The sequence below is a fragment of the Stenotrophomonas sp. STEN031 genome (assembly GCF_056759975.1).
Genome location: NZ_JBRREA010000015.1, coordinates 35791 through 62553 on the forward strand (window position 1 = coordinate 35791; position 26763 = coordinate 62553).

The following is a 26763-nucleotide window of genomic DNA, read 5'->3' on the forward strand; positions in this document are numbered from 1 at the left end:
TGAAGCGTAAGGCTAGCGCTTACTGCGCGTCCGGGTGCTTCAGCTCGTAGCCAAGGCGCGCCGGCTTGGTGCCTTCCATGATGAGTGCGTAGCTGACCTTGTCGAAGGTGCGGAACACCATCGCATGGGCCGCATACTCGTCCGGCAGGGCAACCCGGCCTGCGCCACCCTTCAGTGCGTCGTCGGCACGCGAAGAGCCCGGGTACTGCATGCGGTGGGCAACGTGGCTGCCGCTGCGCCAGATCGAGAACACCGTGCCGTTGTTGATGCCCTCGCGTGCGCCGCCGGAGATGGCGATGACATCGCGCGGGCCGCCGCTGGTGAAGGTGTCGGTCACGGCAAGCACGCGCAGCTGGCCCGGTGCCGGGGCGGTGGCCGGGGCATGCGGGATGAACTGCAGGTCATACGGGTTGATCTGTACCGGCATCAGGCGGTCGCCCCGGCGCACTTCGCTGCCGCTGGCTTCCAACTGCAGGGTGGAGGCCTGCACATCGCCGCTGGCGACCTGGGTCAGGGTGCCGACATTGACCTGGGCCAGCTCGTAGCCGAGCACCTCGTTGCGGTCATTGGTGGCAATGAAGCTGCCCCAGAGGTTGCCGCTGCCCGGGGTGACCTTGCCGCGGTTGTCCAGGTCCTCGGTCGGCTTGGGTTGGGCAAAGCGCACGGTCGGACGCACCACCATGTAGCGCTGGCCGGCCTGTGCACCGTCCAGGCCCATGACATAGGCCTTCTGCCCGGCGCTGGCGCGCAGGCGGTTGTCTTCCAGGCCGACCACATAGGGCAGGTCTTCGAAGCTGTCGACGACGTTCAGGTTCTTAAGGAAAGGCTCAACGTCCGACAGCGGTACGCCGGTGATCGGGGCTTCCTGGCGCGGGCCGGGCTGGGCCGTCACGCGGTCCAGATAGGCCAGGCTCAGAACGTCGCCCGGATAGATCAGGTGCGGATTCTTGACCTGCGGGTTGGCCTGCCAGATTTCCGGCCAAAGCCACGGCTTCTTCAGGAAACGTGCCGATATGTCCCACAAAGTATCGCCCTTGCGCACCACGTAGGTGTCAGGGTGAGTGCCGTTCATTTCGACGGCCACGGCATAGGTCGTGACGGTCAGCATCGCCACGGCGGCGACCGTACGTAATTGTTTCAACATGGTTGCGATCTGCCTGATTCCCCAACAGGTTGTCGCACTATATTGCAGAAACGGGCGCGCCGGGCAAGCGCAAGCGGTAGAATTGGGACATCTTGCCGAAATAAGCGGCATCCCAGATTGGTATCGCCATGGCCCTCCTGCCCATTCTTGAGTTCCCAGACCCGCGCCTGCGCACCAAGGCGGCCCTTGTCGAGGCTGCCGAAGTGACCACGCCGGCCTTCCAGCAGTTGATCGACGACATGCTGCAGACCATGTACGACGCTCCCGGCATCGGCCTGGCCGCCAGCCAGGTGGACGTCCATAAGCGCTTCATGGTCATCGACGTCAGCGAAGAGCACAACGAGCCGCAGGTATTCATCAATCCGCAAATCGTCAGCGCCAGCGAAGGCGGCCGCGTCTATCAGGAAGGCTGCCTGTCGGTACCGGGCATCTATGCCGATGTCACCCGTGCCGATTCCATCGTGGTGCGCTTCCTCGACCGTGAGGGCAAGCCGCAGGAGCTGGCCGCCGATGAGCTGTTGGCCACCTGCATCCAGCACGAGATGGATCACCTGGACGGCAAGCTGTTCATCGACTACCTGTCGCCGCTCAAGCGCGAAATGGTGCGCAAGAAGCTGGCCAAGTCGCGCAAGCACGTAGCCTGATTCAAGGGTGGGATCGGGGCGTCGGGATTGGGGATTGGCAAGAGCAGGTTGTGCCGCGCCTCCCGGATGTCCTGGCGCTCTGTTCTATCTCCTTGACCTGCACGCTCCTTTTTTGATTCGCGATTGTTGGCAGCTGCCGCTGCGTTGTTCTTGCCAATCCCGGATCCCGAATAGCGAATCCCCGCCCAATGAAAATCATCTTCGCCGGTACGCCGGAATTCGCCGTTGCCTCGTTGGCTGCCGCTGCGCGCCAGCATGAAGTGGTAGCGGTCTACACCCAACCGGATCGCCCGGCTGGGCGTGGTCGCGGGCTGATGCCCTCGCCGGTGAAGCTGGACGCCATCGCGCGCGGCATCCCCGTGTTCCAGCCGGAGAGCCTGAAGACCGCCGAAGCCCAGCAGCAGCTGCGTGACCTGCAGCCGGACCTGATGATTGTGGTGGCCTACGGCCTGATCCTGCCCAAGGCGGTGCTGGCCATTCCGACCCATGGTTGCTGGAACGTACATGCCTCGCTGTTGCCGCGTTGGCGCGGTGCGGCGCCCATCCAGCGCGCGATCGAGGCCGGCGACGCCGAGACTGGCGTTTGCCTGATGCAGATGGAAGCAGGGCTGGATACCGGCCCGGTGTTGTTGCGCCAGCACACCCCGATCAGCGACACCGATACCGGTGGCCAGTTGCATGACCGCCTGGCACAGTTGGGCGCGCAGGTGCTGTCCGACGGTCTTGGGCTGTTGCGCGCTGGCCTCAAGCCGGTGCCGCAGCGCCAGCCGGAAGCGGGCGTCACCTATGCACACAAGCTGGACAAGGCTGAAGCCAGGCTCGATTGGGCGGAGCCGGCAGCTGCGCTGGCGCGCCGCGTGCGCGCCTTCAATCCGTGGCCGGTGGCCGAGGCCATGCTGGCCGGCGAGCGGGTACGCATCCACGGCGCGGTCGCCATTGACGACAATCATGGCCAGGCCCCGGGCACGGTGATCGGCGCCACGCGCGAGGGTATCGACATCGCCTGCGGGCAGGGCGCGTTGCGCCTGCGTGTGGTGCAGCGCGAAGGCGGCAAGGCGATCACCGCGGCGGACTACCTCAACGCGCGCCGCGATCTGCGGGTCGAGGGCTGAGGCGATGACGGTGGTGAGTTCTTCGCCGTGGGGAAAATCCGCGGCGGCACAGCCCGGCGTGCAGACCCGCGCGCTGGCGGCCAAGGTGCTGGCGGCCGTCATCGGCAAAGGCCGCTCGTTGAAAGCCGAACTCGGTGCGGCCCTGCCCAGGCTCGACGATGGTCGTGACCGGGCACTGCTGGAAGCCATCTGTTTTGCCGTGTTGCGTCGGCGCGCGGTCTACGATCAGGCGCTGCGGCAGTGGTTGCAGAAGCCGCTGGGCGCACGCGACAGCGATCTGCGCGCATTGCTGATGGCGGGCTTCGCACAGTTGGATGTTCTGCAGCTGCCCGCCCACGCCGCGCTGTCGGCGACGGTGGACGCGGCGCGCGCGCTGGGCCGTGAGCGGCAGGCCGGCATGGTCAACGCGCTGCTGCGCCGCGCGCAGCGCGAAGGCTTTGCCGAGGCACGCGCCGAGGATGCGTGGCCGGCATGGTTGTTGGCACAGGTGCGTCGTGACTGGCCGCAGCAGGCGTCTGAAATCATCACGCAAAGCCTGCAGCCGGCACCGATGTGGCTGCGGGTGAATCGGCAGCAATATGCGCGCGATGCCTATCTGGTGCTGTTGGCCGAGGCCGGCATCGACGCCGTGGCCGAGCCCTTGTCCGCCGACGCGGTGCGCCTGCCGGTTGCCGTGCCGGTGGCAAGTCTGCCGGGTTTCGCACAGGGGGCGGTATCGGTGCAGGATCTGTCCGCGCAACAGGTGGCCGATGCCTTGCAGGCGCCGTCCGCGGCGCGTGTGCTCGATGCCTGCGCCGCGCCGGGCGGCAAGTCCGCGCATCTGCTTGAACGCGATCCCTCGTTGCGGTTGCTGGCGCTGGATGTGGATGCACGACGCCTGCAGCGCATCCGCGAAACCTTCGCCCGTACCGGCGTCGGTGCGCAGGCGCAGGTACTGGCGGTGGATGCCGTCGATACCGCCGCCTGGTGGGATGGCGTGGCATTCGATGCGGTATTGCTGGATGCGCCCTGTTCGGCCACTGGCATCATCCGTCGCCAACCCGATGTGCTGCTGCATCGTCGCGCCGAGGACATCAGTGCGCTGGCTGCATTGCAGGCGCGGCTGCTGGACGCACTCTGGACGGTGCTGCGCCCGGGTGGCGTGCTGCTCTATTCGACCTGCTCGATCCTGCGCCAGGAGAACGGCCAGCAGGTGGCCGAGTTCCTCGCCCGTACCCCTGATGCACGGGTGCAGGCCTTGCCTGATGCCTTCGGGCACGACGTTGCCGGCAGCCGTCAGCGGCTGCCGGGCGAGCAGGGTGGTGACGGCTTCTTCTATGCGCGTTTGTTGAAAGCGGACTAGACGGCAGAACCTGGATTTCGTCGAAATCCGGTCAAGCCGGCGGCGCTGCTGCCGATGAAAGGAAGGCCCCGTCGCAATGCGCTGGCGGGCAGGTATGAACGAGGGATGGACGCTTGCTGATCAGGTACTATCATGGCTCGCAGCTGTGCTCAGGATGGCTCCTGAAGCGTCGGGAGCCTGTGTTGATTCTTCTCCAGGATCGCTTCGCGCAATGACCCGGCCGTCCGCTGATATCCCCTTGTATGTCATCAACCTGCCGGCATCGGTCGATCGTCGTGCCTCGATCCTGCAGCAGGCGGCGGCGCTGGGCCTCGAGGTGACGGTACGGGATGCCGTCAATGGCAGTGAGCCGCACCCGCTGTTTGCGAAAGTGGACGAGAAGCGTCGGCTGGCCTGCAAGGGTCGCCCGTTCCGTCCCGGCGAGATCGGCTGCTGGGCCAGCCACTATCTGTTGTGGCAAAAGTGCGTGGACAGCGGCCGGCCGATGATCGTGCTGGAAGACGATATCGTCATTGATCCGCGTTTCGTCGACGTCCTGCGTGACCTGCCGTCACTCCCGGACTCGGTAGGTTATTTCCGCCTGCATGCGGCGGCCCGGCCCAGTTCGCCCTGGGTGCAGTTCGGTGACTTCGTATTGCATCGTTACTGGCGCAGTCCCTTGTGCACCTTCGGTTACTACCTGGCACCGTCGGCGGCGGAAAAGCTGCTTCGTCATGCCGATCGCTGGGTGTTGCCGGTCGACGACTACATGGACCTGGCCTGGCTGCACGGCGTGGAATGCCTGGGGCTCAAGCCCGGCGTGGTGCGTAGCGGTGACCTGTTTGCATCCGTGATCCAGGTCGGGCGCAAGGCCAAGCCGGGTGTCAGTTTCTCCGGATGGTTGAGCCGCGAAGCCTACCGCGCCGGCCTGAGCGTGCGCTGGTTTGCCTATAACCTCGCATCGCGGCTGCGTTGGCGTGCACGTGCGAGCAATGGTTGATCGACCGGGCGCGGCTTTGGGCGCCGCTCAGCGGCGGCGGGCGGCACGCCCGAGCAGGATGCTGATCGCCCGTTCGTAGCGCTTCCACCACGGTGCATCCCCGCGCAGTGCGATGTTGGCGTAGCGTTGCCGTTCCTTGCGGCTTGGTTGTGGTTTGGTGCGGTACTCGCGTTTGGCCAGGCTGCAGCACCCTGGGTCCAATCCGCTGCGCGCCGCGTATACGCGGACGATGCCGAAGTTGCGCAAGCCGTCGCGGTACAGGCTGATGGGTTCGCGGCGGCTGGCCCACCAGCCGTTGTTGCCATGGGTGCGGTACTCCACGCAGGCGGTGGGCAGGTAGTACTTGCGCGCCCCCAGGATGCTGGCGCCGTGCACGACACAGGCATCGGCGCACAGTTTCCATTGGCGACGGAAGCTGTGCGGCAGGTCCAGTACGTTCTCGGCCCAGCCGCGGCGCAGCGATAGTGCCGAGGTCGGTGCGCCATACCAGGGCACCAGGAAGTAGGTGCTTATCGCGGTATAGCCCAGATCGATGGGCGTGGTGCTGTGCTCATAGCGGATGTCCAGCGTATCGACACCGAAGGTCTGCAGGTCGCTGAAGACGAAGTCGATGTCGCGACGGGCATCGTAGAGCGCACCGATCTTCTCCAGGTAGCCAGGCTTCCAGCGATCATCGGCATCGAGGAAACAGATCACGTCGGCCGTGGCGGCGGCCACGCCGCGCTGGAATGCGGCCAGCTGTCCTTCGTTCTCGCCGAACAGCAAGGTGACCCGCGCATCGTCGCCATAGCGCTGGCGCAGCAACGCCGGCGAGCCATCGCGGGAACCATCATCCACCACCAGGATCTGTGTTGCAGCACGGCTCTGTGCCAAGGCGCTGTCTATCGCCTCGCAGACGAAGGCGGCGTAGTTGTAGTTGGTGATGACGACGGCGAAGGTGGTCATGCGTTGTCTCCGGCCAGCAGTTTGCGGAAGTAGGCGATGGTTTCCTTCAGGCCGTCTTCCAGTGCGACCCTGGGTTGCCAATCCAGCTTTTCACGGGCCAGCGCGATGTCGGGCTGGCGCTGGCGCGGATCATCCGAGGGCAGTGGCCGATACACCAGGCGCGAACGGCTGCCGACCAGGCGCACGACCGTCTCGGCCAGTTCCAGCATGCTGAACTCGCCGGGATTGCCGATGTTGATTGGACCGGTGAAGCCGCGCTCGGTATCCATCATCCGCAGCATCGCCTCGATCAGGTCATCCACATAGCAGAAGCTGCGGGTCTGGGTGCCGTCGCCGAACAGGGTGATGTCCTCGCCGCGCAGTGCCTGCACGATGAAGTTGCTCACCACGCGGCCATCGTTGGGGTGCATGCGTGGGCCGTAGGTGTTGAAGATGCGCACGACCTTGATGTCCAGTGCGTGCTGGCGGTGGTAGTCGAAGAACAGCGTTTCGGCACAGCGCTTGCCCTCGTCATAGCAGCTGCGCACGCCGATCGGATTGACCCGACCCCAATAGGCTTCCTGCTGCGGATGCACTTCCGGGTCGCCGTAGACCTCGCTGGTGGAGGCCTGCAGGATGCGCGCATCCAGGCGTTTGGCCAGGCCCAGCATGTTGATCGCACCATGCACCGAGGTCTTGGTGGTCTGCACCGGATCATGCTGGTAGTGCACCGGCGACGCCGGGCAGGCCAGGTTGAAGATGCGCTGCACCTCGACATACAGCGGGAAGGTGACGTCGTGGCGCAGCAGCTCGAAGTCGGGATTGCCCAGCAGATGGGCGACGTTGCGCTTGCTGCCGGTGAAGTAATTGTCCACGCACAGGACGTCATGGCCTTGCTGGATCAGCCTGTCGCATAAATGAGAGCCAAGAAATCCCGCACCACCTGTGACCAGGACGCGTTCCATGAAAGGCTCTCTGCATGTGGAGGGATGCCGGTGCTGTGTTCAGCCCCTCGCCGGCAAGGGCATTCTGCCATGGACTGTATCCAGCGGCGGAGAAGAACGCATGAAAGCGATTGTCAGGTGCCGCTGGCCGGGCTGACAGGGCTGCCGCGCCCCGGCATCAGGTCCAGGCCCAGCGCCGCGGAAAATGCCGCCGAGCCCCAGGCCGCCCATTTGACCGCGTCACGGCGGCGCAGCAACAGGCTGTAGACCACCACGGCCGGGACTGCTGCGACCATCAGCTTGGCCAGGTGCATGCGGCCGGCGGCGTCGCCGACATAGCGGCGGATCGCGATCTGGCGCGAGCGTGCATAGTGGAAGCGTTTGATGAAATCGGTGCGCAGGCTGGGGGTGGAAGACGCACCGCCCTTGTGGAAAGCGCGTGCGGCAGGCTGCAGCAGGCATTGGTAGCCGGCCTGGGCCAGGCGCAGGCAGAGGTCATCGTCCTCGTAGTACAGGAAAAATACCTCATCAAATCCGCCGATGTCGCGGAATGCGCGGGTTCGCAACAGCTGGCAACAGCCGTGGATCCAGTCGGCGCTGATGACCTTGTCCGGCACGGTACATGTGCTGTCGACATCAGGCTTGAAGAACGCCTCGCGATGCGAGATCTGCGGGACCGTCTCGCTGCGCCAGTTCTGCGGACCGACCACGCCAGCCTGCGGGTGCGCCTGCATGCAGTCCAGCAGGCACTGCAGGTCCTGCGGGGCGATGACGCAATCAGGATTCAGCAACAATGCAAAAGGGGTCTGCACCGTTGCCATCGCCTGGTTGTTGGCGCTGCCATAGCCGGCGTTGGCGCTACGACTGATCAGGCGTGCGTGCGGGATATGCCGGGTGATGCGCGCCACGGTATCGTCGCTGCTGGCGTTGTCGATGATGACGACATGCGGGAACGCGGCCAGGGTTGCGCCCATTGCCTCCGCAAGAGTCGAACTGTTGTAGGTGACGCAGACGATGGTCACCTCATCAAACGACGGGCTGGGCTTCATGAGGTGGGTTCGCGATCTCTGCCGATACCTTGCCAGGGGAAGCTGCCCAGCGGGACGCATGCCATCAGCAGGACGAAGACGTGGCGATGGGTGAAGTTGCTCCACAACCCATTGGCCAAGCCTGCCGCGACATAGATGATGAGGATGCTGGCGAAGATACCCTTTTGTGGGTCGCGCAGCTTGTTCACGTGGCCGGCAAAACAGCACAACAGCACGGCGAAGATCAGCAGGCCTGCGGCGCCCTCCTCGGCGAGGATGAGCAGTGCCTCCTGGTGCGGGTGGCCGGTGATGAACGGTGCCGAGCCGGGGATGTCGCGCATCTGCTCCAGATAGAGCGGCTCCCATTGGTTCAGGCCGTGCCCGAGCACCGGTGCGTCGGCGATGATCGGCAGCGTCTGCTGCCACAACCACAGGCGGATGCCGCTGGAGGTGGCCTCACGGGCGATGAGGTAACCATCCACCTCTTCGGTGACCGAACTCAGCATGCGTTCGCGGATGCTGGGAGTCGACCATAGCGTGCCGATGATGAGGATGACCAGGCCGCCGCTGATCAACAGCGTGCGCCAACCATTGAAACGGTGTGCGACTAGGCGGTAGATCCAATATCCCAGCAAGGGCAGCAGCACGATGTAGGTGGTGCGGCTTTGGATCAGCACGACCACATTGAACAGCACCAGGGCGGCACCGGCCAGGGCGGCAATCCGCCAACGCCGGTCAGTGCTGTTCAGGCCCACGGCGACCAGCATCGACATCAGGATCAGGCTGGCCAGCCCCTGCTGGGTGTACTCCTTGAATACCGTGTTGCGCATCGAGGAATGGACCTCGGCAATCGCTCGCTGCGGCACCAGCCCGAACTGCATCAGGTAGGAGATGACCACCACCAGGCCGGCGGCAACGGCGAAGGCAGCCAGTGCGCGCCAGCGCCAGCGCGAATCGCGCAGCAAGCTGGCGATCAGCGCCGGGTAGATGCAGCCCCACATGGCAGCGTCGCGAAAGGCCGGGTCGCCACGGCTGATCCATGCATGCAGCGCGCTGGCGAACAGCACCCCGAACCAGACCAGGAAGCCGATCACCACCGGTTCGCGCAGGGCGGCGCGCCAGCGCGGCAGCAGTTCGGCACCGGCCAGCGAACACAGCAGGCTCAGGCCCAGCAGGATGTTGGTGGCCGGCTTGTTGATGGGCGCGGCAAACACGCTGAGCACCGCGCACCACTGCCCGACCGTCAGCAGCCGTGTACGGAACGCCTGTAGCAGGGAAGGGGGTCGGGCCGCAGACAAATGATTCACGTAGGGGATCACACCGGTTGGGCGTGGGGACGCCGCGGGGGAAAGTGGCAGTGACAGCGGGACGGCCACCGGGCAACCAGTCTGATTCTCAGTCGGCAGAACTTACAATTCTAGCGATGGGCACCTGCATCTTCAACGAACCGAAAACCATGTTCAGGAGGTATGCGGGCCGGGGTTCAGCAAGTGCCCGAAGGCCCCACAGCCACGCTATTCTTGGGTGCCGCCATCGGCCGGTGGGGTCACCAGCGGCTGCCCGTTCTGCAACAACCACAGCATGATGGTCTTCTGTCTTACGTAGTTGGCGCTGACGAAGGCCTCGATCAGCCCCGGCCAGCCATCCAGGAAGCCGCGCTTCACCACATAGCTGCGGATGAAGCGCCAGCTCGGGGCGATGATCAGCTTGCCCAGGCTGGCGCGCTTGCCCTTGCCAAACTCATGTTCGGCCATCATCCGTGCGTACTTCTGCTTCTTGTCCAGCAGTTGCAGGAAGCTGCGGTAGGGGTGGTGCAGCAGGTCGCCCTTGAGCAGCGCGGCCGGGCCATCCAGGGTGACCGCTTCGTGGATCTCGCGATCGCCGCGCCAGCCACCACGGCGGCGGTCGAACAGGCGCAGCACCCGGTCCGGATAGGCGGTGCCATGGCGCAGGAAGCGGCCGAAGTACTCCGAGCAGCGTGCGAAGCGGTAGCCGACGGCGCGGTTGAAGCCGGCATCACGTTCGGCCTCGATGGCGGCGCGCAGTTCCGGGTTGACCCGCTCATCGGCGTCCAGGCACAGCACCCAGTCGTGGCTGGCCTGCTCCACGCAGAATGCCTTCTGGCTGCGGAAGCCGGTGAACGCACGCTGCACCACGCGCGCACCTGCAGCTTCGGCCACGGCGACGGTGGCGTCGCTGGAGAAGGAGTCCACCACCACGATCTCGTCGCAGAACGCCAGCGAGGCCAGGCAGTCGCCAATGCGGTCGGCTTCGTTGAAGGCGATGATGCAGGCCGACAGACGCGGGCGCTGGGCGGGCAGGACGGTGCTTGGGCTGGGCATGCGGGGTCTGGCACGGGGGAACGGGCCAAAGCCTAGCAGCGACGGCTTCCACTGGCGATGCGATAATCGCCGCATCCCGCGATATCCAGGAGCCCTCCTCCGTGCCACGTCACTATCTGCTGTACGGCTCCGAGCGCTACGCGCTGGCCATCCTCCGCCCGCTGCAGGCGGCGATCCGCGCGCGTGGTGATGAGGCGGCATGGTTTTTCGATGGCCCCGGCGCCAGTGACCTGACCGCCGACGAGACCTTGCTGACGGTAGAGCAGGTGCGTGCGTGGAACCCCTGCGCGGTGATCACCTCGTCCAACGCGGTGCCGCACTTCTTCCCCGGGGTGAAGGTCGAGACCTTCCACGGTTTTGACGCAGGCAAGCCGCGCCATATCTATATCCGCGGCTTCTTCGACCTGTACTGCACCACCGGCCCGCGCGATACCGCTGCGTTCTCGGAGCTGGCACAAAAGGCCGGACATTTTTCGGTGGTGGAAACCGGCTTCCCGAAGATCGACCCGTTCATGAGCCAACTCAAGGACGAGCCCGATCCCGTGCGCGAGCCGCCGGTGATCCTGTACCACTCGACGTTCTCGCCGTCCTGGAGCGCGGCCGGCATCCTGTACGACGAGATCAAGCGGCTGTCGCAGACGGGTGAATGGCGCTGGATCGTTACTTTCCATCCGAAGATGGACCCGGAAATCACCGCCAAGTACCGCGCGCTGGAAGGCCCCTACCTGCGTTTTGCCGATGACGACAACATCCTGGACCTGTTCCCGCAGGTGGACATGATGTGCTCGGACACATCCTCGGCACTCAACGAATTCCTGCTGACCTACAAGCCAGTGGTCACGTTCAAGAACCGTCGCCCGGGCCCGCAGTTGCTGGACATTGATGACCCGGCACAATTTGAACCTGCGATTCGCACCGCCTTGTCGCGGCCGCCGGAGTTGATGGCGGCGGTGCGCCAGTTTGCCGATCAGCTGCACCCTTACCGCGATGGCCAGTCCAGCGAGCGCATCCTGCAGGCCATCGACGACTTCATCGCCAGGGGCGGGCGCAACCGCAAGCCCAAGCCGCGCAACTGGTGGCGCAAGATCAAGCTGCGCAGGCGTATTGGTTACTGGGGCCCTGCGCGGGTTTGAGAACCAGCAACTTCGCTTTGCCACGATGCCGAGGGCGAAGTCGGGGTGTGGCGACACGGTTGTAGCCCGGGTAAGCGCAGCGCACCCGGGAAGAGCGCTCAATTCGGTAACTCGGCTTGACGCCTGATGCGGGTTCTGGAGAAGCAGGTTTTCCGTTGAGAGACTTTGGCGTGCCTCCCGGGTGCGCTGCGCTTACCCGGGCTACGGAACTTTCCCCTCTCCCGCCCCTTCGGGGCACCCTCTCCCGCAAGGGGAGAGGGGATACGGCTGCAATTGCAGGCATTGCCTCAACTCGCAGTGGCCTCTCCCTCTCCCCTTGCGGGAGAGGGTGCCCCGAAGGGGCGGGAGAGGGGGAGCCTCACCAGCGCAGCTTGCGTCGCACCATCTCCCGTTCCAGCTGCGCCATCAACGTGCGTGCCTGCGCTTCCTCCAGGAAACGCAGCTGCAACGCCGGGGCTCCGCCCGCGCCAGCGGTATCCAGCGTCAGCGTCGCGGTACCAAAACGCCGGTCCAACGGGGAACGGTCCAGCCGCAATGCCTGCAGCTTGTCCAGCTCGGCCACCCGCCACCAGCGATTCCACCAGCCGCCGCGGATGGCCACACGCTGCGCGTCGATGTTGTAGCCGATGCGGCTTACCTGGCGATGGGCCTTCAGTGCGGACCATGGCAGCCAGAGCAGCGGCAGCAGGCCCCATGCACTACTGGTTTCGTATACCAGCAGTGCAGACAACAGGCCCATCAACACCAGTGCTGGCAGGCACAGTCGCCACCAGCCGCGTGTACTGACCGGCAGCCATTGCGCAGGCGGCCATTGCAGCTGCGGCAGCAGATGCTGCAGCAGGCCATCGCAAGTGTCTGGCGTTGCCAACGGAGCCAGCTCTTTCAGCGCGCGACCGTCCTGCTCCTGTTGCTGGCCGCCACTGGCGATATCCACCCGTAGCTGGCGGCGTTTGAACAAGCGATGCAGCGCACCTTCGCGCAGGGTCCAGGCCTGGATGCGACGGCGCGCCACGCTGCTGCGCACGCGGGTGAACAGGCCGCGTTCGACGGTGAGGCGACGGTCGGCCTCACTCAGGCGGAAACCGTAGTACTGCACGATCGCCAGACCGACCGACAGCAGCCGCATCAGCACCAGTGCGAAGGCCAGCAGCAGAATGCCGGTAGCGACCATGGTCAGCGTGCCCAGCTGCAGCTGGCTGGCATAGCCGAAGGCGTGGCGGCCCTGTTCTTCGATGAAATCGGAGGTGGCCCGGCGCGGGAACAGCTGGTAAGCCGCGCCGATTGCCGCCGCCACAACGACCATCGCGCGATTGGAAATAAGACCCTGCCGCACGAGTTCGGACAATGGCAGGCTCAGCAGTACACCATCGGTGGGGGCGTTGGCCTGCTGCTCGACTGTCGTTGCCTCGTTGCCGCCCTGACGGATCAACCGTTCCAGCTCCAGTGCCTGTGCCAGCTTGAGCACGCGCATTTCCGCTTCGGGCTTGTCGCCGCCAGCCGATTCCAGTCGCAGCTCGGCAACGCCGAACATGCGGTGCAACAGGTTTTGATGCACCACCACATTGTGGATGCGCGCGAACGGAATCTCGCGACGGGTGCGCTCGAAGATGCCGCTGCGAATGCTCAACGCATCGTTGCCGATACGGTAGCGATAGCTCAGGTATTGCAGCACCGCGCTGGCGACCAGCGCCACCACGATCGCGGCACTGATCCAGTGGTGGTAGGGCAGGTCGTCATCGCGGCGGCTGCCGAACACCAGCAAGGCAACCAAGGGCAGCAGGAACTGCTGCACCTGCTGCTGCAGGGCGAACAGCCACGACCACGGATGCAGTCGCTGCTCGTCGCTGGGGATGGGGGGCGGCAGTTCGCTCACAGTGCGTCGTCGTGATCGAGCTGGCGCGCCAAACGATCACGCAGGCGTTCGGCATCGGCATGTGCCAGCCCGGCCACGGCCACGGTGTTCATGCGGGTGCCGGCGGTATGCACGATCAAGGTCGCCAAGCCGGCCATGCGCTCCAGCGGGCCACGGCGCAGGTCCAGGTGCTGTACGCGTGATACCGGCACGTGGCTTTCGCTCTGCCACATATGCCCGCGGCGCACGCCCAGCGATTGCGCGTCCAACCGCCAGAAGGTCAGCCGATGCCGACGCCATCCGAACCAGGCGCCCACCAGGGCACCAACCACGGCGGCGGCCGGTGGGCCCAGCAGCCAGTTGGATTGATCGGCGGCCAACATCAGCACCACGCAGGCGGCGCCGAATAGCAGGGCCATGCTCAGCGCCGCGCCGGTGGCGGCGAAGACCGCGCCGCGAGGCGGCAGTGGCTGCCACTGGATGTCGTCCGGCAGCGGCGTATCGAAGGCAGGAGGTTCAGTCATGCGCAGACGATATAACGGCGGGGCCATGCAACGGTAGGTGGGGCTGCAATCGCAGTTGTAGGAGCGGCGTAAGCTGCGAAGCTGGCGAGGCTGCAGACCGCCGAAAGGCCTGCATTCGCAGTTTCAAGGTGGGGCGCCATTGTGGGCGCCGGGTGTATCTGTGGCTTCGCGGCTGACGCCGCTCCTACAAAAAATCAAAACGTCTACTGCGCCGCCATGATCAGCGCATCCACATCCAGGTGGTGGCCGGCACGTGCGGCCTTGGTGCGCAGGTACTGCTCGTTCTCGTGGGTGATCTCGCCGGTCACCGGCACGCAGCCAACGACTTCGATGCCGGCCTTGCGCAGGTGCTGCACCTTGGTCGGGTTATTGGTCAGCAGCTGGATGCGCTGCACGCCCAGCGCGCGCAGCATCGCCACGGCGCTGCCGTAGCGGCGTTCGTCGGCGCCAAAGCCGAGTTGCGCATCGGCATCGATGGTGTCGAGGCCTTCGTGCTGGTAGCCATAGGCACGCATCTTGGCGGCGATGCCGGTGCCACGGCCTTCCTGGTCCAGGTACAACAGGATGCCGCCGCCCAGCTCCTTGAGCGTGCGCAGGCCGCGCCGCAGCTGGTCGCCACAATCGCATTTGAGCGAGCCGAACAGGTCGCCGGTGAGGCAGGACGAATGCACGCGCACCGGCACGATGCCGCCCATGTCCGGATTGCCGACGATCACCGCCACCTGGTCACGCTGTGCCACGCCGCCACGGAACACGGCGAACTCGCTCATGCCGACGTCACGCAGCGGCACGGGCGAGCGCGTTACCAGTTCGTAGTCCTGGCCTGCCTGGCCAGCACCTTCGTACAGCGCGGTGGTGTCCAGCTGCAGGCAGTCATCAAACGGACTGCCTGCCGCATCCAGTTCCACCGAGATCATGGCCGGCAACAGCAAGCCCAACCGCGCCACTTCCACCGTCGCTGCATCCAGCGCATTGCCATTGGCTTGCGCATCGGCCGGCGCGACTGCATCGCGCAGATAGGCCAGCGCTGGCAGCTCGGCAAACGCGCGATCAGCCAGTGGCAGGTGGATGCCGTTGGCGGCGTTGATGCCCAGGGTCTGCGCGCGCGCCGCGCTCAGGAACAGGTAATGGCGCCCTTGCGCGGCCTCGGCGAAGGCGGCGTAGCCTTCCGGCGAGCTGCTGTCCAGGGCAATGCTGGCCAGCCGTTGCCGACCATCGCTGATCACCACCGGGCGGCCTGCACGGAGTTCGGCGGCGGCGCGTTCGCAGCGGATGGCGGCGGTCTGGCCGAAGTAGGACGGGCTGGCGGAAACGGGGCTGTTCATTTGAAACCTTATGGGGGCCGTTGGCTGTCGAATCAATCGAGCGGCACGGGTGACGCAGTGTTGCAGCAGCAGGTTCAGTGCGGATGACGGGCAGTGGCGTAGGGGTCGTGTTCACCGCTGCCCAGTGGCCGTAGCGTGTAACGCTTGTAGGTCCACTGGTACTGGGTGGGATCGCGACGCGCGATGCGTTCGATGCCCGCGCTTAGCGTGGCGACCGCGCGTGGCAGGTCAGGATCGGCGATCCCGGCTTCGGCCGGCTCGATGTGCAGGGCGAAGTCAAGATTCGGCCCGGTGCGTTCGCACCAGCCATACAGCAGCGTGGCGCCGGTGCGCTCGGCTAGGCGGTTGACCAGGGTCATGGTCAATGCCTGGATGCCGAAGAACGGGACGAACACACCGTCGCCGTTCTTGGGCTGCTGGTCGGGCAGGATGCCGGTGGCGCCGCCTTCCTTGAGTACCTTGAACAACTGCCGCACAGCGGGGCCTTCGGCGCGTACCTGACGCACGTTGTCGCCGCCCCGGCACAGCTGCAGGAACTCATCACCGACCGGGTTCTCCGGCGGTGCATAGACGATGGCGATCGGGCCACGGGAGGCCAGCCACTGGTTCAGCAGCTCCCAGTTGCCGTAATGCGGGGCAATGACGATCACGCCCTTGCCCGACGCCAGCGCGGCGTCGTAAAGCGCCTCGCCGTGGCGTTCGCGCAGGTGCCGGGACAGGTTGCGGGCCGGGTCATGAGTCCACAGGTACAGGGTTTCCAATGCCTGGCGGGCGGTGGTGCGCAATACCTCGCGGTGCAGGCGCGCGCGCTGGGCGGCGTCCAGTTCCGGGTAGACCAGCTCCAGGTTGCGCCGGGTTACCCGGCTTTCGCGGGCATTGATGCTGCGCCACAGCCAGGCCACGGTGTCGGCCAGGGTCCGCTGCCAGGACCAGGGCAGGTGAGTCAGGGCGCAGGCGAGGCGGTAATAGAGCTTGGCGGTGGATTGCGGTTTCATTCCCCTAAGTTTAGCCGCTGGCGCGCGGTGCTATGGTGCGCGGCCCCCTGCAGGAGTTGCCGATGCTTTGCCTGATCCAGCGTGTTACCCAGGCCTCGGTCACCGTCGATGATGCGGTGGTCGGGCAGATTGGTCCGGGCCTGCTGGCGCTGGTCGGGGTGGAGCCGGGCGACGATGAGGCGATGCTGTCGCGGATGGCGGACAGGCTGCTCGGTTACCGGGTTTTCGCCGACGATGCCGGCAAGATGAACCGTTCCTTGCGCGATACCGGGGGGGGCTTGCTGCTGGTCAGTCAGTTCACCCTGGCCGCTGATACCCGTTCAGGCATGCGCCCGAGCTTCACCAGCGCCGCGCCGCCGGCCGAGGCTGAACGGCTTTTCAACCGATTGGTGGCTATCTGCCGTGAAAAACACAGCCCAGGGGTGGAAATTGGCCGCTTTGGTGCCCATATGGTTGTCAGCCTGATCAACGATGGGCCCGTAACCTTTCTGCTCAGACCGTAGCGCGCCGCGAACCCACCGCCCCGGCAAGCGCTATGCTGCGCTGGTATAATGCTAGGTTCCCATCTTCACAATCGCCGGTGGCGCGAGCATTACATGGCCAACGAACGTCCTGCCCAGCAAAACGACATCAAGCTTCTGATCAGCAAGGGCCTGGAACAGGGCTACCTGACCTACGCCGAAGTTAACGATCATCTGCCCGACGACATGGTCGATCCGGAGCAGATCGAAGACATCATCGGCCTGATCACCGGCATGGGCATCGATGTCCACGAAGTTGCCCCCGACGCCGACACGCTGATGCTCAGCGACGGCAACACCGGCAACCGTGAAGTCGATGATACCGCCGCTGAAGAAGCTGCTGCTGCACTGACTGCACTCGACACCGAAGGTGGCCGCACCACCGACCCGGTGCGCATGTACATGCGCGAAATGGGTACGGTCGAGCTGCTGACCCGCGAAGGCGAAATCGCCATCGCCAAGCGCATCGAAGAAGGCCTGGGCCAGGTGCAGGCTGCCCTGGGTACCTTCCCGCTGGCCGTTGAATCGGTGCTGGCCGATTACGAAGCACACAAGGAAGGCAAGAAGCGCCTGGCCGAAGTGATCGTCGGCTTCAACGACCTGGTCGAGGAAGCGCCGGCACCGGCTGTTGCCGAAGACACCAGCGAAGACGCCGATGCCGACGGCGATGAAGACGACGACGGCGACGACGTCGAGGAAGAAGCGGGCCCGACCGGTCCGGATCCGGTGGAAGTGGCTGCCCGCATGGAGCAGCTGGCCGCCGACATGGCCAAGTTCAAGAAGGCCCATGCCAAGGGCGACGTAAAGGCCCAGGCCAAGCTGCGCGAGGAGATCTCGGCCACCTTCGTGACCCTGAAGCTGCCGCTGCCGCTGACCGACGTGCTGGTGCGCCTGCTGCGCGACACCATGGCCCAGGTCAAGTCGCAGGAGCGCCGCGTGCTGCACCTGGCCACCATCACCGCCCGCATGCCGCGTAAGGATTTCATCCGTTCGTGGGAAGGCAACCAGACGAACCTGGAGTGGGTGGAAGACGCCATCAAGCGTAAGCAGAAGTGGTCGTCGGCGCTGCGTGACGTCAAGGACCAGATCGTTGCCGAACAGCAGGCCACCATCGACCTTGAGAAGGACACCCAGCTGAGCCTGGACGAGCTGAAGGAAATCAGCCGCGTCATGGCCTACGGCGAAGCCAAGGCGCGCAAGGCCAAGAAGGAAATGGTCGAGGCCAACCTGCGTCTGGTCATCTCCATTGCCAAGAAGTACACCAACCGCGGCCTGCAGTTCCTGGACCTGATCCAGGAGGGCAACATCGGCCTGATGAAGGCCGTCGACAAGTTCGAATACCGTCGCGGTTACAAGTTCTCGACCTATGCCACCTGGTGGATCCGCCAGGCGATCACCCGTTCGATCGCCGACCAGGCCCGCACCATCCGTATTCCGGTGCACATGATCGAGACGATCAACAAGTTGAACCGCATTTCCCGCCAGATGCTCCAGCAGTACGGCCGCGAGGCCACGCCGGAGGAGCTGGCCAAGGAAATGGACATGCCGGAAGACAAGATCCGCAAGGTGATGAAGATCGCCAAGGAGCCGATCTCGATGGAAACCCCGATCGGCGACGACGAGGATTCGCATCTGGGCGACTTCATCGAGGACACCAACGTGGAGTCCCCGATCGAGAACACCACCAACATCAACTTGTCGGAAACCGTGCGTGACGTGCTGGCTGGCCTCACCCCGAGGGAAGCCAAGGTGCTGCGCATGCGCTTCGGTATCGACATGAACACCGATCACACGCTGGAAGAAGTGGGCAAGCAGTTCGACGTGACCCGCGAGCGCATCCGCCAGATCGAGGCCAAGGCGCTGCGCAAGCTGCGTCATCCGAGCCGTTCGGAACAGCTGCGCAGCTTCCTCGACATCGAGTAATCGATATCGCTGGATGGCAACGAAAAACCCCGCTTCGGCGGGGTTTTTTGTTGTGCCGCATGCGCCCCGGATACGGGATACGGCATACGGAAGCGGTGGCTCCGGTGATGCAGGTGTCATCGCACCCGCGTCCGGGCGGCGCAGCGCGTTGCACGCCGGTGCGCAGCGGCCGGCGGGGGTGGCCCGTGGCCGCCCGAACCGGCAGGCGGGCCATGCAGAAAACAGGAGAGCGGCCATTTGGCCGCTCTCCTGTCGAGACAGCGTCCCGAACAGCGCCGGCACCGTAATGCCGACGCTGACCGGAACGGGTTGCGGATCAGAACGAGTAGCGCGCACCCACGTAGAAGCGGCGCGGCTCGTTCCAGGCGGAGGCCTCACCGAAGCCATAGGTACCGCCGGAGACCAAGCCGGAGGCCGCCGTTGCCGACTGCTTGTCGAGGATGTTGAAGATGTCCAGGAAGAACTCCAGCTTTCCGAACGGCAACGCCCAGTTGTACTTGGCGCGTACGTCCAGGGTGTAGTTCGAGGGACCTTCATTGGCGCCGACCGAGCCCGGCAGCACCCAGGTGTCATAGACGCCGCGATCGATGTATTCCTCGCCCATGACCGGCAGGTAGCGCGAGCTCACCAACTGTGCGGTGGTATAGAGCTCGCCACTGTTCCAGTTGAACACGCCGCTGACTTCCAGGCCGTTGTCCCAGGCGTAGGAAGCCCATGCCTTGAACTGGTGCTTGATGTTGCCGGCCTGCGGACCCCACATGTTCGGGGCACGCGGATCCAGCGCGATCCAGTCGCCCTGGTAGTCGGCGTTGCTGTCGGAGTTGGTGTTGCCCTTGGCATCGTTGTAGGTATACGACACCGAGCCCTGCCAGTTGTCCTTCCTGAACTTCTGCAGGGTGATTTCGTAGCCCATGTACTCGCGCTTGCCGCCGGCCAGCGTGCCGATCACGTAGTTCGAATTCGGCGCACTGTCATAGCCGAAATAGGAAAGCGGCAGGTAGTAGAACGAGCCGGGTGCGGCCAGACCGTAGTTGCCGATCGGATCGGAGGGGTCGAGCGAGGCGTCGGAGTACAACGCCAGATCGTAGTCCTCGAGGATGTCGCGGGTGACGCGCTTGGTGGCGGTGACGGTCAGGCTCAAGTCGTCGCGGAACGTGGTCGAGAAGCCCAGCATCATTTCGTCGGTATACGGCGTCTTGGTGGAAGGCGAGAACAGTGCATCGGGTTCCTTTTCGCCGCCACGGGTGCGGAAGGTCAGCCACTGGTCGCCCAGGAAGATCTGCTCGGCGTAGCTGGGGCCGGTCAGGTTGCCGGCGAAATCGGACATGTTGTTACGGATCGGATCGTAGTAACGGCCATAGAAGCCCCAGACCTTGCTGCGTCCATCGCCAAACAGGTCGTACACCACGCTCAGGCGCGGCGCGAACTCCCAATCGAACTTGGCCGATTCGCCGCCCTTGGAGTCGTAGTGCTTCCACTGCTCGGCACGCACGCCGGCATTGACGGTCCATTGGTTCAGCGTCCACGTGTCCTGCAGGTAAAACGTCTTGCCCTTGGATTTGACCGTGTAAGGGGCGGTCTGGGTTTCGGCGATGCGGTAGTTGTTGAGGAAGCCACCGGGATTGCCCGCGGTGCTGGTGAGCTTGTACGCGCCCAGTTCCGCCGTGGACACCGCGCCGTCGCCATTGGTATCCAGCAACCCGAGGAAATACGCCTTGTTGCTGCTGTCATTGATGCCGTTGATGATGCGGCCATAGTCCGTTGCCGCGATGGGGCGCGTGGTCCAGGCATTGCCGGTGGCATTGTTGACCGCCTGGTCCAGCGTCAGCCCGCTGTACTGGTTGTCGATGGAGGTATAGCGCGCCTTGTCACCGGTATAGACGGTGTCTTCGAAGTATTCGTTCTCGGTGCTGGTAAGGCCCAGCTTGAAGCTGTGCGAGCCATAGGCGGTGTCCAGCCAATATTCGACGCTGGCACCGAACTCATCGCGGTTGCGCTCGGTGATGACATCGAAGCCGAGGCCACCCAGGTTGCGCTGTGCCAACGACGCCTGCGCCGAGGAGCGGAAAGCGATGGTGTTGGTTGCCGAGGGATCGGCCGCCGAGTCCGACAGTTCGCCTTCATGGCGGAAGCCATAGGCGGTCAGTCGGAGGTTGTCCCAGTCATGGCTGTACTCGAGCTTGTAGTTGTCGCCGCCCTGCTTGCGCGAGTAGTCGCGGTTGTTCAGGGTGCTGGAGGCGGTGGTACCGGTGATGTCGGTCGGATCGTTGAAGAAGGTGCCGGTCAGGCGATCGTTCTCGGTGATCTGCCAGGTGGCCTTGAAGAAGCCGTATTCCGCGTCGCTCTTCACCGTGCGCATGTAGTCGCCGGTCTGCGCGTTGACCACATCGGTCTCGCGGTACTTCTTCTGGTAGGAGGTGAAGAACCAGAGTTTGTCCTGCAGGATCGGGCCGCCCAGGGTGAAGGCGGTGTCATAGGTCGAGAAGCCCGACGCGGTGTTGTGCTTGTTGTCGGCGACGAGGCTGTCGTTCTGGAAGTAGTAGTTCAACGAGCCGTGCCAGTCGTTGGAACCCGACTTGGTGACGACCCTGGCCACCAGGCCGGAACCGCCGGCATATTCGGCCGGAACGCCGCCGGTGATGACCTGCTGTTCTTGGATGATTTCGGAATTGAAGTTGGCGCCGAAAGTGCCGGTCGACGGGTCGGTGACGTCCACGCCGTCGAGCATGTAGACGTTGTCGGTGGAGCTGCCGGTAGCACCGCCGATGTCCGAGTAGTTGACGCCGGACTTGGAAGAGGGGTTGCCGGTGGCACTGGGCTTCACGCCCGGGACCAACTGCAGGTAGCTCTGGTAGCTGCGACCGGTCGGCAGTGATTCCACCTGCTCCAGCGTCAGCACGCTGCTGACGGTTGCGGAGGTGGTGTCGATGGCCGCCAGGGCCGCGCCGGTGACCGTCACGGTGTTCAGTGTGGTGGCGTCGCCGGAGGAGGCGGTCGCTGCATTGTTCAACTTGTAACCCAGGTTCAGCTCCTTGCCACTTACGACGGCGACATTGGCCGCGGTGAAGTCGCTATAGCCCGGTGCTTCGATCTGGATCGTGTAATTGGTTGCCGGGTCCAGGCCGCTGAGGCGGACGCGACCAGCGGCATCGGTGACGCCGGTTTTGGATACCAGGCTGTCAGGGGAGCTGACCTTCACCGTGGCGCCGGCCAGTGGCTGTCCGCTGCCGTCATTGATGGCGATGCGCAACCCGCCGGTGTCGGCCCAGGCGGCCCCGACGAAACACATGCCGAGTGCAACACTGAGTGCTTTATGCCGGAACTGATGCAAGTGATTTCGTTTCAAGAATTTTACTCCCCGGAGAAATGGAGGGCCTGTGGATGACCCTGCGCGGGCATGACGAAAGTCATGCCGGGTCGATCTTAAGGCAGCATTCAGGAAACTTCGCGGGGTTGGGCGTGCAGTTAATGTGATACGCATCACGAAATGAAACTTAATGCATGCTTAATCGCCAGATTCTGACAAGTCTGTGTAGGGAAATTGAGGTGGCGATGTCTTTTCCTGTCCCGAAGTGCGCTGTCGGGACTGGCTTCTGTCCCGACGAGCGTGCCTCGCCGCGTCTTCTGGCGAACAGGCGAAGGACTACCGTGATGCGTTGAGTCCCGACGTGTCGGGATACGCTGGCGTTGAATGACGCTTGCCGAGAGCACATGCCATGTGAGCCGATCGCGCAATGATTCCGGCAGCTCGGCGACAGCGGGGGATGGGCGGCCGCCGTTGTGGCCAAGCGGTTCCGTCCAGCTGGTGCTCTTGGTTCAACGACATCCGTCTTCGGCGATGGTGTCAGAAATCAGCCCCATTGATGTCCGACGGATCTCGCTCTCAGCGCTTTGATGCGAATCCGAAGATGGATTGGGTGTGAACAGTCATTGCCGGATGCATGACATGTCCGCTGTACCGGTGAACATCGTTTGCTGCACCCAGACCAGCCTCGAAATGATGGTGGATGGAAGACAAGAGCAATGGGGGAACGGTACACTCACGCCGCTTCAATGCACGACGTGATGGATGCCTACCAAGGCGGGCACATCAGCAACAGGGTTGCACGGAACAGCACCGGCCCTCGAATAGTCGACTTGAAACTCCTGCAGGGCCTATAGCTCAACGGTTAGAGCAGAGGACTCATAATCCTTTGGTTCCAGGTTCGAATCCTGGTGGGCCCACCAAAAGAATCAATGGCTTGCAGAGATGCAGGCCATTTTTCGTTTCCGCGATTCCGAATCGGTGCCTGCACGGTACGTGCTTCGATCGGGCATCGGATTGTTTTAGACCTTATGCCGACCAACTTTTCGGGGAACACCGGCTAAGCTGGGCTTTCGTAACGGAGGCTGCTTGCAATGTCGATATGCACGGTTCCAGGTCGTCGCCGCTTCATCGCGCAGTCCGCCACGTTGGGGATTCTTGCCCCGTTGCCTTCAACCCGAGCATTGGCTGCGTCGTGTAAAAGCACCGCCAGCAGTTCCTGGGTCCCTGACGATACCTTCCTCGGCGAACTGCCGCGGGTCATGCAGGCCTTTGCGGTCCCTGGCGTGGGCATCGCCGTGGTTGAAGGTGGTGCCGTGGCATGGAGTCGAGGCTTTGGCTTGGCTGATGTACAGACTGGCAGAGCTGTCGATGCGCGCACGGTGTTTGAGGACGCCTCGCTCAGCAAACCGGTGTTCGCCTATCTGGTGATGCAGCTGGTGGGGCAGGGGCGGATCGAGCTGGATATACCGCTGGTTCGGTATCGGCGCCCTGATTACCTTGGCGATCATCCATGGGTGGCACTCGTCACCGCGCGCGACGTATTGCGGCATACGACGGGGCTGCCCGATTGGCGCAAATCGCCCGCGACCGAGAAACTGGTGCCGATGGTGAAGCCCGGCACGCGCATCAATTATTCCGGCGAGGCATTCGTCTGGTTGCAGCTGGTCGTTGAAACGATCACCGGGCAGAGCCTGGACGAATCGATGCAGGCCTCTCTGTTCGGTCCTGCCGGGATGAAAGACAGCAGCTATACCTGGAATGCGGATCTGGCCGCGCACTCCGTGTTTGGTCATCGCGCACACGATCGTGTCGATGGGGGCGTGCCGCCGCAGGTGTTGCGTGAACAATGGAGTGCAGCCCAGCGCGTCGCCGAGCGCTGGGGCAAGCCGCTGTCTGCATGGAAGTATGAAGACGCCGAGCGCGCGTTACCGGAAGTGCAGGCCTTGTCGCCGCCGGGCTTGGTGACCTGGGCGGGTGACATTCTCGCCAATGCCGCTGCCAGCCTGCGCACGACCGTGCAGGACTATGCGACGTTCCTGAGCTTGATGATGGCGGACCGGCAAGCTACGGCATGGGAGATCAGTGAGAGTGCGCGACAAGCCATGCTGACACCGCAGATCAGCTTGCCGGGGCGATGGACCGAGAAAGGCCTGGGCTGGAACATGGAACAGACCCGTGATGGGCCGATGTTCTACCACTCCGGCAGCAACAGCGGCATCTTCAAGAACTTCGCACTGGGCGACGCGCAGCGCGGGCGCGGCATCGTGGTGTTGACCAATGGTGGCAGCGGTTCATTCGTGCACCAGCGGGTGGTGCGGGCTGCGACCGGATACGATCTGCTTTCGTACGATCTTTGATTGAGTGCGGGTATCCGTTACCCATGCATCCGCAGCCTTGTTTCAATCTGCGATGAACCACTGCCAGTGGACTTGGGCCTCGCGTGTTGTCGTTACCGCACGGCGGTTCACTGCTCGAAAACGCCATCGCCGGCCTGCTCGGCGATGGGTCGGACCTCCTGCACCAGGCTCAGCAAGGTCTTCCCCGGCTCCTCATTCATCACCTCATGCGCGGACTGTTCAAACCAGATCAGTTTCTTCTGCGGCGCATCCACGCTGGCGAACCATTCGGCTGCCAGTTCGGAGGACACGTTGTAATCGTGCCGGCCCAGGAACAGGAACAACGGCGTCTTGAGCTGGCGGGTGCTGCTCATGTCGAGGGTCAGCACATCCGCGAGCAGATGCTGCATGGAAAAATCGTTGCCCTTCCAGGCCGCGGCTATATCTGCGTCGGCATACTCGGGTGACAGCGCAAAGGCTGCGGCCTCGGCATTGCCGCCGCGACGGTTGTGGACCATGCCGCCGTAGTGGTTCAGCCAATGTCGCTGTTTGAACAGTGCATCCAATGCAACCGGGGTATTGCCCTGGGCATACGGCGCTATTGCCTGCAGGTCAGCGATGGCCTGTGCATTGTGGTCTTGTTGCGCCTGTTGCATCGTCCATGCCCAGCCGCGCCGCTCGCTCTCCGGTGCGTTGGATATCTGGCCCATGCCGATATAGGCATGCAGCCATTGCGGACGTTGTTTGGCCACTTCCAGGCCCAGATAGCTGCCCCAGGATTGGCCGAGCAGGAAAATCTTCTGCTTGCCGAATTCGTGGCGCAGCCACGCCACCATTTCCAGTGAATCGGCGACCATGCGCTCGCGGGTCATGGTGGGGGCCAACTGCACTGGATCGTTGCTCGCAAAGGTCTTGCCCGCACCGCGCTGGTCCCACTGCACGACGGTGAAGTACTCCTCCCAGCCGCGCTGGAAGTACCAGCTGGTGGGCATGGCGACCCAACCCGGCCCACCGTGCAGCATCAGCAGAACCGGGTTGCGCGCATCGTTGCCGCGGATCGATACCCATTGATCGATCCCGCCGATGCGGACCTTCTCCAGGCGCTCGATGCCGTTGTCGGCTACCACGCGGCGCATGTCTGCCACGATGGCGGTGGCCTGCGCCCGGTTACGTGGCGCGGGAGCTTCAGGCACGGCGGCGCTTGCGCCAGGGCAGGCGCCAGCAGCAATGCAGAGCAGAAACAGCGGCAGCAACTTCATTGGCTTCCCAGCTTCGGTGTCAATTGCAGGAATGAAGCATGCCACGTGCGCTCCGCAACGACATCTCGGACAGGTTTGCAGCATTGGCCGCAGCTGTCGCATATCTTTGCCGTGGTCGCAGGCTACTCACCTCAGTCCTGCGAATCGGATTCGATCTCCAATACCGCACCCAATCTCTCGGCCAAGGCCTGCGCTGCGTCCAGTACCCGCGCCAGGCTCTCATCATTGATGGTTTCCACCTGGATCAGATGCGAGCCCGGGCCCTCGTTGTCGCTGAGGCCCGCCGAGCTGCTGTCTTCGTCGTCGGCATCGAATGCGGGTTCGGTGATGTCCTCGGCTGAATCCACATCGTCCATGCCCTTGAGCATGTCGAGCATGGCCTGGGTAACACCTTCGTCGGCGGTAAGGCGAAGTTCGAGGTTTGCCATGTGCAGCTCCTTTGGGGGAATGTGTTATTCGCCGTCAGCCTGGAAGCCAACCTTTCTATGGCTGCCATCGCAGAAGGGCTTGTTGTTGGAATGGCCGCAGCGGCATAACCAGGTCTCGGTGACCCGGTCGATGGTGCGGCCGGTGCCGCTGACGACTTCAAGGTTGCCGATGACGTGCAGCGGGCCGTTTTTGGTCGGGTTGACCTGCAGCGGGCCATCACGTTGCGGCAAGGCTTCGGACTTCTTTTCCGCCGGTTCGCCGCTGGCGGTAAAGCCACAGTCGACATGGCGGTGGTCGCAGAAGGGTTTGTTGTGCGACTCGCCGCAACGGCACAAGGTTGCGCGCATGCCTTCGTCGCTACCGGCGATCAGCAGCGGTGCGTTGAAGGCGAGCGGGCCGTTCTCGCGTACATGCACCAGGTTCACCACCGGTGCGGGTTCGGCGTGGCTGCCGTCGTTGTACTCGTAGCGGATGGCACCGGACGGGCAGTTGCGCGCGATCAGCGCCACTTCCTCCGGGGGCACTGCATCGGGGTGGATCCATTCGCCCACCACATTGGGCACGAAGACGTCCGGGTGGCTGAGCACGCAGTTGCGTGAATGGATGCAACGCTTGCCGTCGAAATGGATGGTGACGGTCTTGCCGCGTACGGTTTCGGTTGCCATGGGCTGCCTCCGCTTCGGAAGGCGCAGTGTCGCGC

22 protein-coding genes and 1 tRNA gene are annotated in these 26763 nt (G+C 64.0%); 9 read left to right on the plus strand and 14 right to left on the minus strand.

The genetic code is table 11. The features are described 5' to 3' along the window. Positions 1 to 19: 19 nt before the first annotated feature. On the minus strand, positions 20 to 1144 hold the full coding sequence (locus ACVOLQ_RS09180) for a LysM peptidoglycan-binding domain-containing protein (RefSeq protein ID WP_313173655.1): 1125 nt from the start codon (positions 1142 to 1144) through the stop codon (positions 20 to 22). Positions 1145 to 1272: 128 nt separating this feature from the next. Between ACVOLQ_RS09180 and def the strand changes: the two genes are divergently transcribed. From def to ACVOLQ_RS09200, 4 genes are all read left to right on the plus strand, one after another. Continuing rightward, a complete protein-coding gene (gene def, locus ACVOLQ_RS09185; RefSeq protein WP_313495225.1) occupies positions 1273 to 1788 on the plus strand; it encodes a peptide deformylase in 516 nt (171 codons plus the stop codon). Between the two features lie 188 nt (positions 1789 to 1976). After that, entirely contained in the window at positions 1977 to 2900 is a 924-nt protein-coding gene (gene fmt / locus ACVOLQ_RS09190) for a methionyl-tRNA formyltransferase (RefSeq protein ID WP_313173657.1), read from the plus strand. Between the two features lie 4 nt (positions 2901 to 2904). Further along, complete coding sequence (gene rsmB / locus ACVOLQ_RS09195) at positions 2905 to 4242, plus strand: 16S rRNA (cytosine(967)-C(5))-methyltransferase RsmB (RefSeq protein ID WP_313173658.1); 1338 nt, start codon at positions 2905 to 2907, stop codon at positions 4240 to 4242. Positions 4243 to 4453: 211 nt separating this feature from the next. Then, positions 4454 to 5221 (plus strand): glycosyltransferase family 25 protein, encoded by a 768-nt coding sequence (locus ACVOLQ_RS09200; protein ID WP_481527768.1) that lies wholly within the window; start codon positions 4454 to 4456, stop codon positions 5219 to 5221. A gap of 27 nt (positions 5222 to 5248) precedes the next feature. Here the strand turns inward: ACVOLQ_RS09200 and ACVOLQ_RS09205 are convergent, their stop codons facing one another. The 5 genes from ACVOLQ_RS09205 to ACVOLQ_RS09225 all read right to left on the minus strand — a co-directional run bounded on the left by ACVOLQ_RS09205 (position 5249) and on the right by ACVOLQ_RS09225 (position 10459). Beyond that, the gene (locus ACVOLQ_RS09205; RefSeq protein WP_481527769.1) at positions 5249 to 6166 is read right to left on the minus strand and encodes a glycosyltransferase family 2 protein; all 918 of its coding nucleotides are present in this window, start codon (positions 6164 to 6166) and stop codon (positions 5249 to 5251) included. Further along, positions 6163 to 7110 carry a UDP-glucuronic acid decarboxylase family protein gene (locus ACVOLQ_RS09210; RefSeq protein WP_313173661.1) on the minus strand — a complete coding sequence of 316 codons (948 nt, stop codon included), beginning with the start codon at positions 7108 to 7110 and terminating at the stop codon, positions 6163 to 6165. Before ACVOLQ_RS09210 ends, ACVOLQ_RS09205 begins: the two co-directional genes overlap by 4 nt. A 113-nt stretch (positions 7111 to 7223) precedes the next feature. Then, positions 7224 to 8138 (minus strand): glycosyltransferase family 2 protein, encoded by a 915-nt coding sequence (locus ACVOLQ_RS09215; protein WP_481527770.1) that lies wholly within the window; start codon positions 8136 to 8138, stop codon positions 7224 to 7226. Further along, positions 8135 to 9424: an O-antigen ligase family protein gene (locus ACVOLQ_RS09220; protein ID WP_481527771.1), complete on the minus strand. Its 1290-nt coding sequence runs from the start codon at positions 9422 to 9424 to the stop codon at positions 8135 to 8137. The genes ACVOLQ_RS09215 and ACVOLQ_RS09220 overlap by 4 nt, the downstream gene beginning before the upstream one ends. A 207-nt stretch (positions 9425 to 9631) precedes the next feature. Beyond that, complete coding sequence (locus ACVOLQ_RS09225) at positions 9632 to 10459, minus strand: glycosyltransferase family 2 protein (RefSeq protein WP_481527772.1); 828 nt, start codon at positions 10457 to 10459, stop codon at positions 9632 to 9634. 101 nt (positions 10460 to 10560) lie between these two features. Here ACVOLQ_RS09225 and ACVOLQ_RS09230 point away from each other — a divergent pair, with 101 nt between their 5' ends. Beyond that, the gene (locus ACVOLQ_RS09230; protein WP_481527773.1) at positions 10561 to 11592 is read left to right on the plus strand and encodes a CDP-glycerol glycerophosphotransferase family protein; all 1032 of its coding nucleotides are present in this window, start codon (positions 10561 to 10563) and stop codon (positions 11590 to 11592) included. A 358-nt stretch (positions 11593 to 11950) separates the two neighbouring features. Here ACVOLQ_RS09230 and ACVOLQ_RS09235 read toward each other — a convergent pair whose 3' ends face one another. The 4 genes from ACVOLQ_RS09235 to ACVOLQ_RS09250 form a co-directional block, all read right to left on the minus strand. Beyond that, a complete protein-coding gene (locus tag ACVOLQ_RS09235) occupies positions 11951 to 13456 on the minus strand; it encodes a PH domain-containing protein (RefSeq protein ID WP_481527800.1) in 1506 nt (501 codons plus the stop codon). 5 nt (positions 13457 to 13461) lie between these two features. After that, the gene (locus ACVOLQ_RS09240; RefSeq protein WP_481527774.1) at positions 13462 to 13968 is read right to left on the minus strand and encodes a PH domain-containing protein; all 507 of its coding nucleotides are present in this window, start codon (positions 13966 to 13968) and stop codon (positions 13462 to 13464) included. Positions 13969 to 14171: 203 nt separating this feature from the next. Next, complete coding sequence (gene ribA, locus ACVOLQ_RS09245; protein ID WP_313495815.1) at positions 14172 to 15293, minus strand: GTP cyclohydrolase II RibA; 1122 nt, start codon at positions 15291 to 15293, stop codon at positions 14172 to 14174. Positions 15294 to 15367: 74 nt separating this feature from the next. After that, positions 15368 to 16288 (minus strand): lauroyl acyltransferase, encoded by a 921-nt coding sequence (locus ACVOLQ_RS09250; protein ID WP_481527775.1) that lies wholly within the window; start codon positions 16286 to 16288, stop codon positions 15368 to 15370. A gap of 62 nt (positions 16289 to 16350) precedes the next feature. Here ACVOLQ_RS09250 and dtd point away from each other — a divergent pair, with 62 nt between their 5' ends. Together dtd and rpoD are read left to right on the plus strand one after the other, a co-directional pair. Continuing rightward, the gene (gene dtd / locus ACVOLQ_RS09255; protein ID WP_282268068.1) at positions 16351 to 16791 is read left to right on the plus strand and encodes a D-aminoacyl-tRNA deacylase; all 441 of its coding nucleotides are present in this window, start codon (positions 16351 to 16353) and stop codon (positions 16789 to 16791) included. A 93-nt stretch (positions 16792 to 16884) separates the two neighbouring features. Next, complete coding sequence (rpoD, locus tag ACVOLQ_RS09260; protein WP_313173669.1) at positions 16885 to 18732, plus strand: RNA polymerase sigma factor RpoD; 1848 nt, start codon at positions 16885 to 16887, stop codon at positions 18730 to 18732. A 316-nt stretch (positions 18733 to 19048) separates the two neighbouring features. On the opposite strand, the gene ACVOLQ_RS09265 is transcribed toward rpoD, so the two are convergent. After that, positions 19049 to 22078: a TonB-dependent receptor gene (locus ACVOLQ_RS09265; RefSeq protein ID WP_313494547.1), complete on the minus strand. Its 3030-nt coding sequence runs from the start codon at positions 22076 to 22078 to the stop codon at positions 19049 to 19051. 805 nt (positions 22079 to 22883) lie between these two features. Here ACVOLQ_RS09265 and ACVOLQ_RS09270 point away from each other — a divergent pair. Together ACVOLQ_RS09270 and ACVOLQ_RS09275 are read left to right on the plus strand one after the other, a co-directional pair. Then, a tRNA-Ile gene (locus tag ACVOLQ_RS09270) sits at positions 22884 to 22959 on the plus strand. Between the two features lie 171 nt (positions 22960 to 23130). Then, the gene (locus tag ACVOLQ_RS09275) at positions 23131 to 24396 is read left to right on the plus strand and encodes a serine hydrolase domain-containing protein (protein WP_481527776.1); all 1266 of its coding nucleotides are present in this window, start codon (positions 23131 to 23133) and stop codon (positions 24394 to 24396) included. A 107-nt stretch (positions 24397 to 24503) separates the two neighbouring features. Here ACVOLQ_RS09275 and ACVOLQ_RS09280 read toward each other — a convergent pair whose 3' ends face one another. The 3 genes from ACVOLQ_RS09280 to ACVOLQ_RS09290 form a co-directional block, all read right to left on the minus strand. Continuing rightward, positions 24504 to 25568, minus strand: a complete 1065-nt coding sequence (locus ACVOLQ_RS09280) for an alpha/beta fold hydrolase (RefSeq protein WP_481527777.1) — start codon at positions 25566 to 25568, stop codon at positions 24504 to 24506. Between the two features lie 197 nt (positions 25569 to 25765). Further along, positions 25766 to 26062: a hypothetical protein gene (locus ACVOLQ_RS09285; RefSeq protein ID WP_057629493.1), complete on the minus strand. Its 297-nt coding sequence runs from the start codon at positions 26060 to 26062 to the stop codon at positions 25766 to 25768. 24 nt (positions 26063 to 26086) lie between these two features. Continuing rightward, a complete protein-coding gene (locus tag ACVOLQ_RS09290) occupies positions 26087 to 26728 on the minus strand; it encodes a CDGSH iron-sulfur domain-containing protein (protein ID WP_481527778.1) in 642 nt (213 codons plus the stop codon). Positions 26729 to 26763 lie beyond the last annotated feature (35 nt).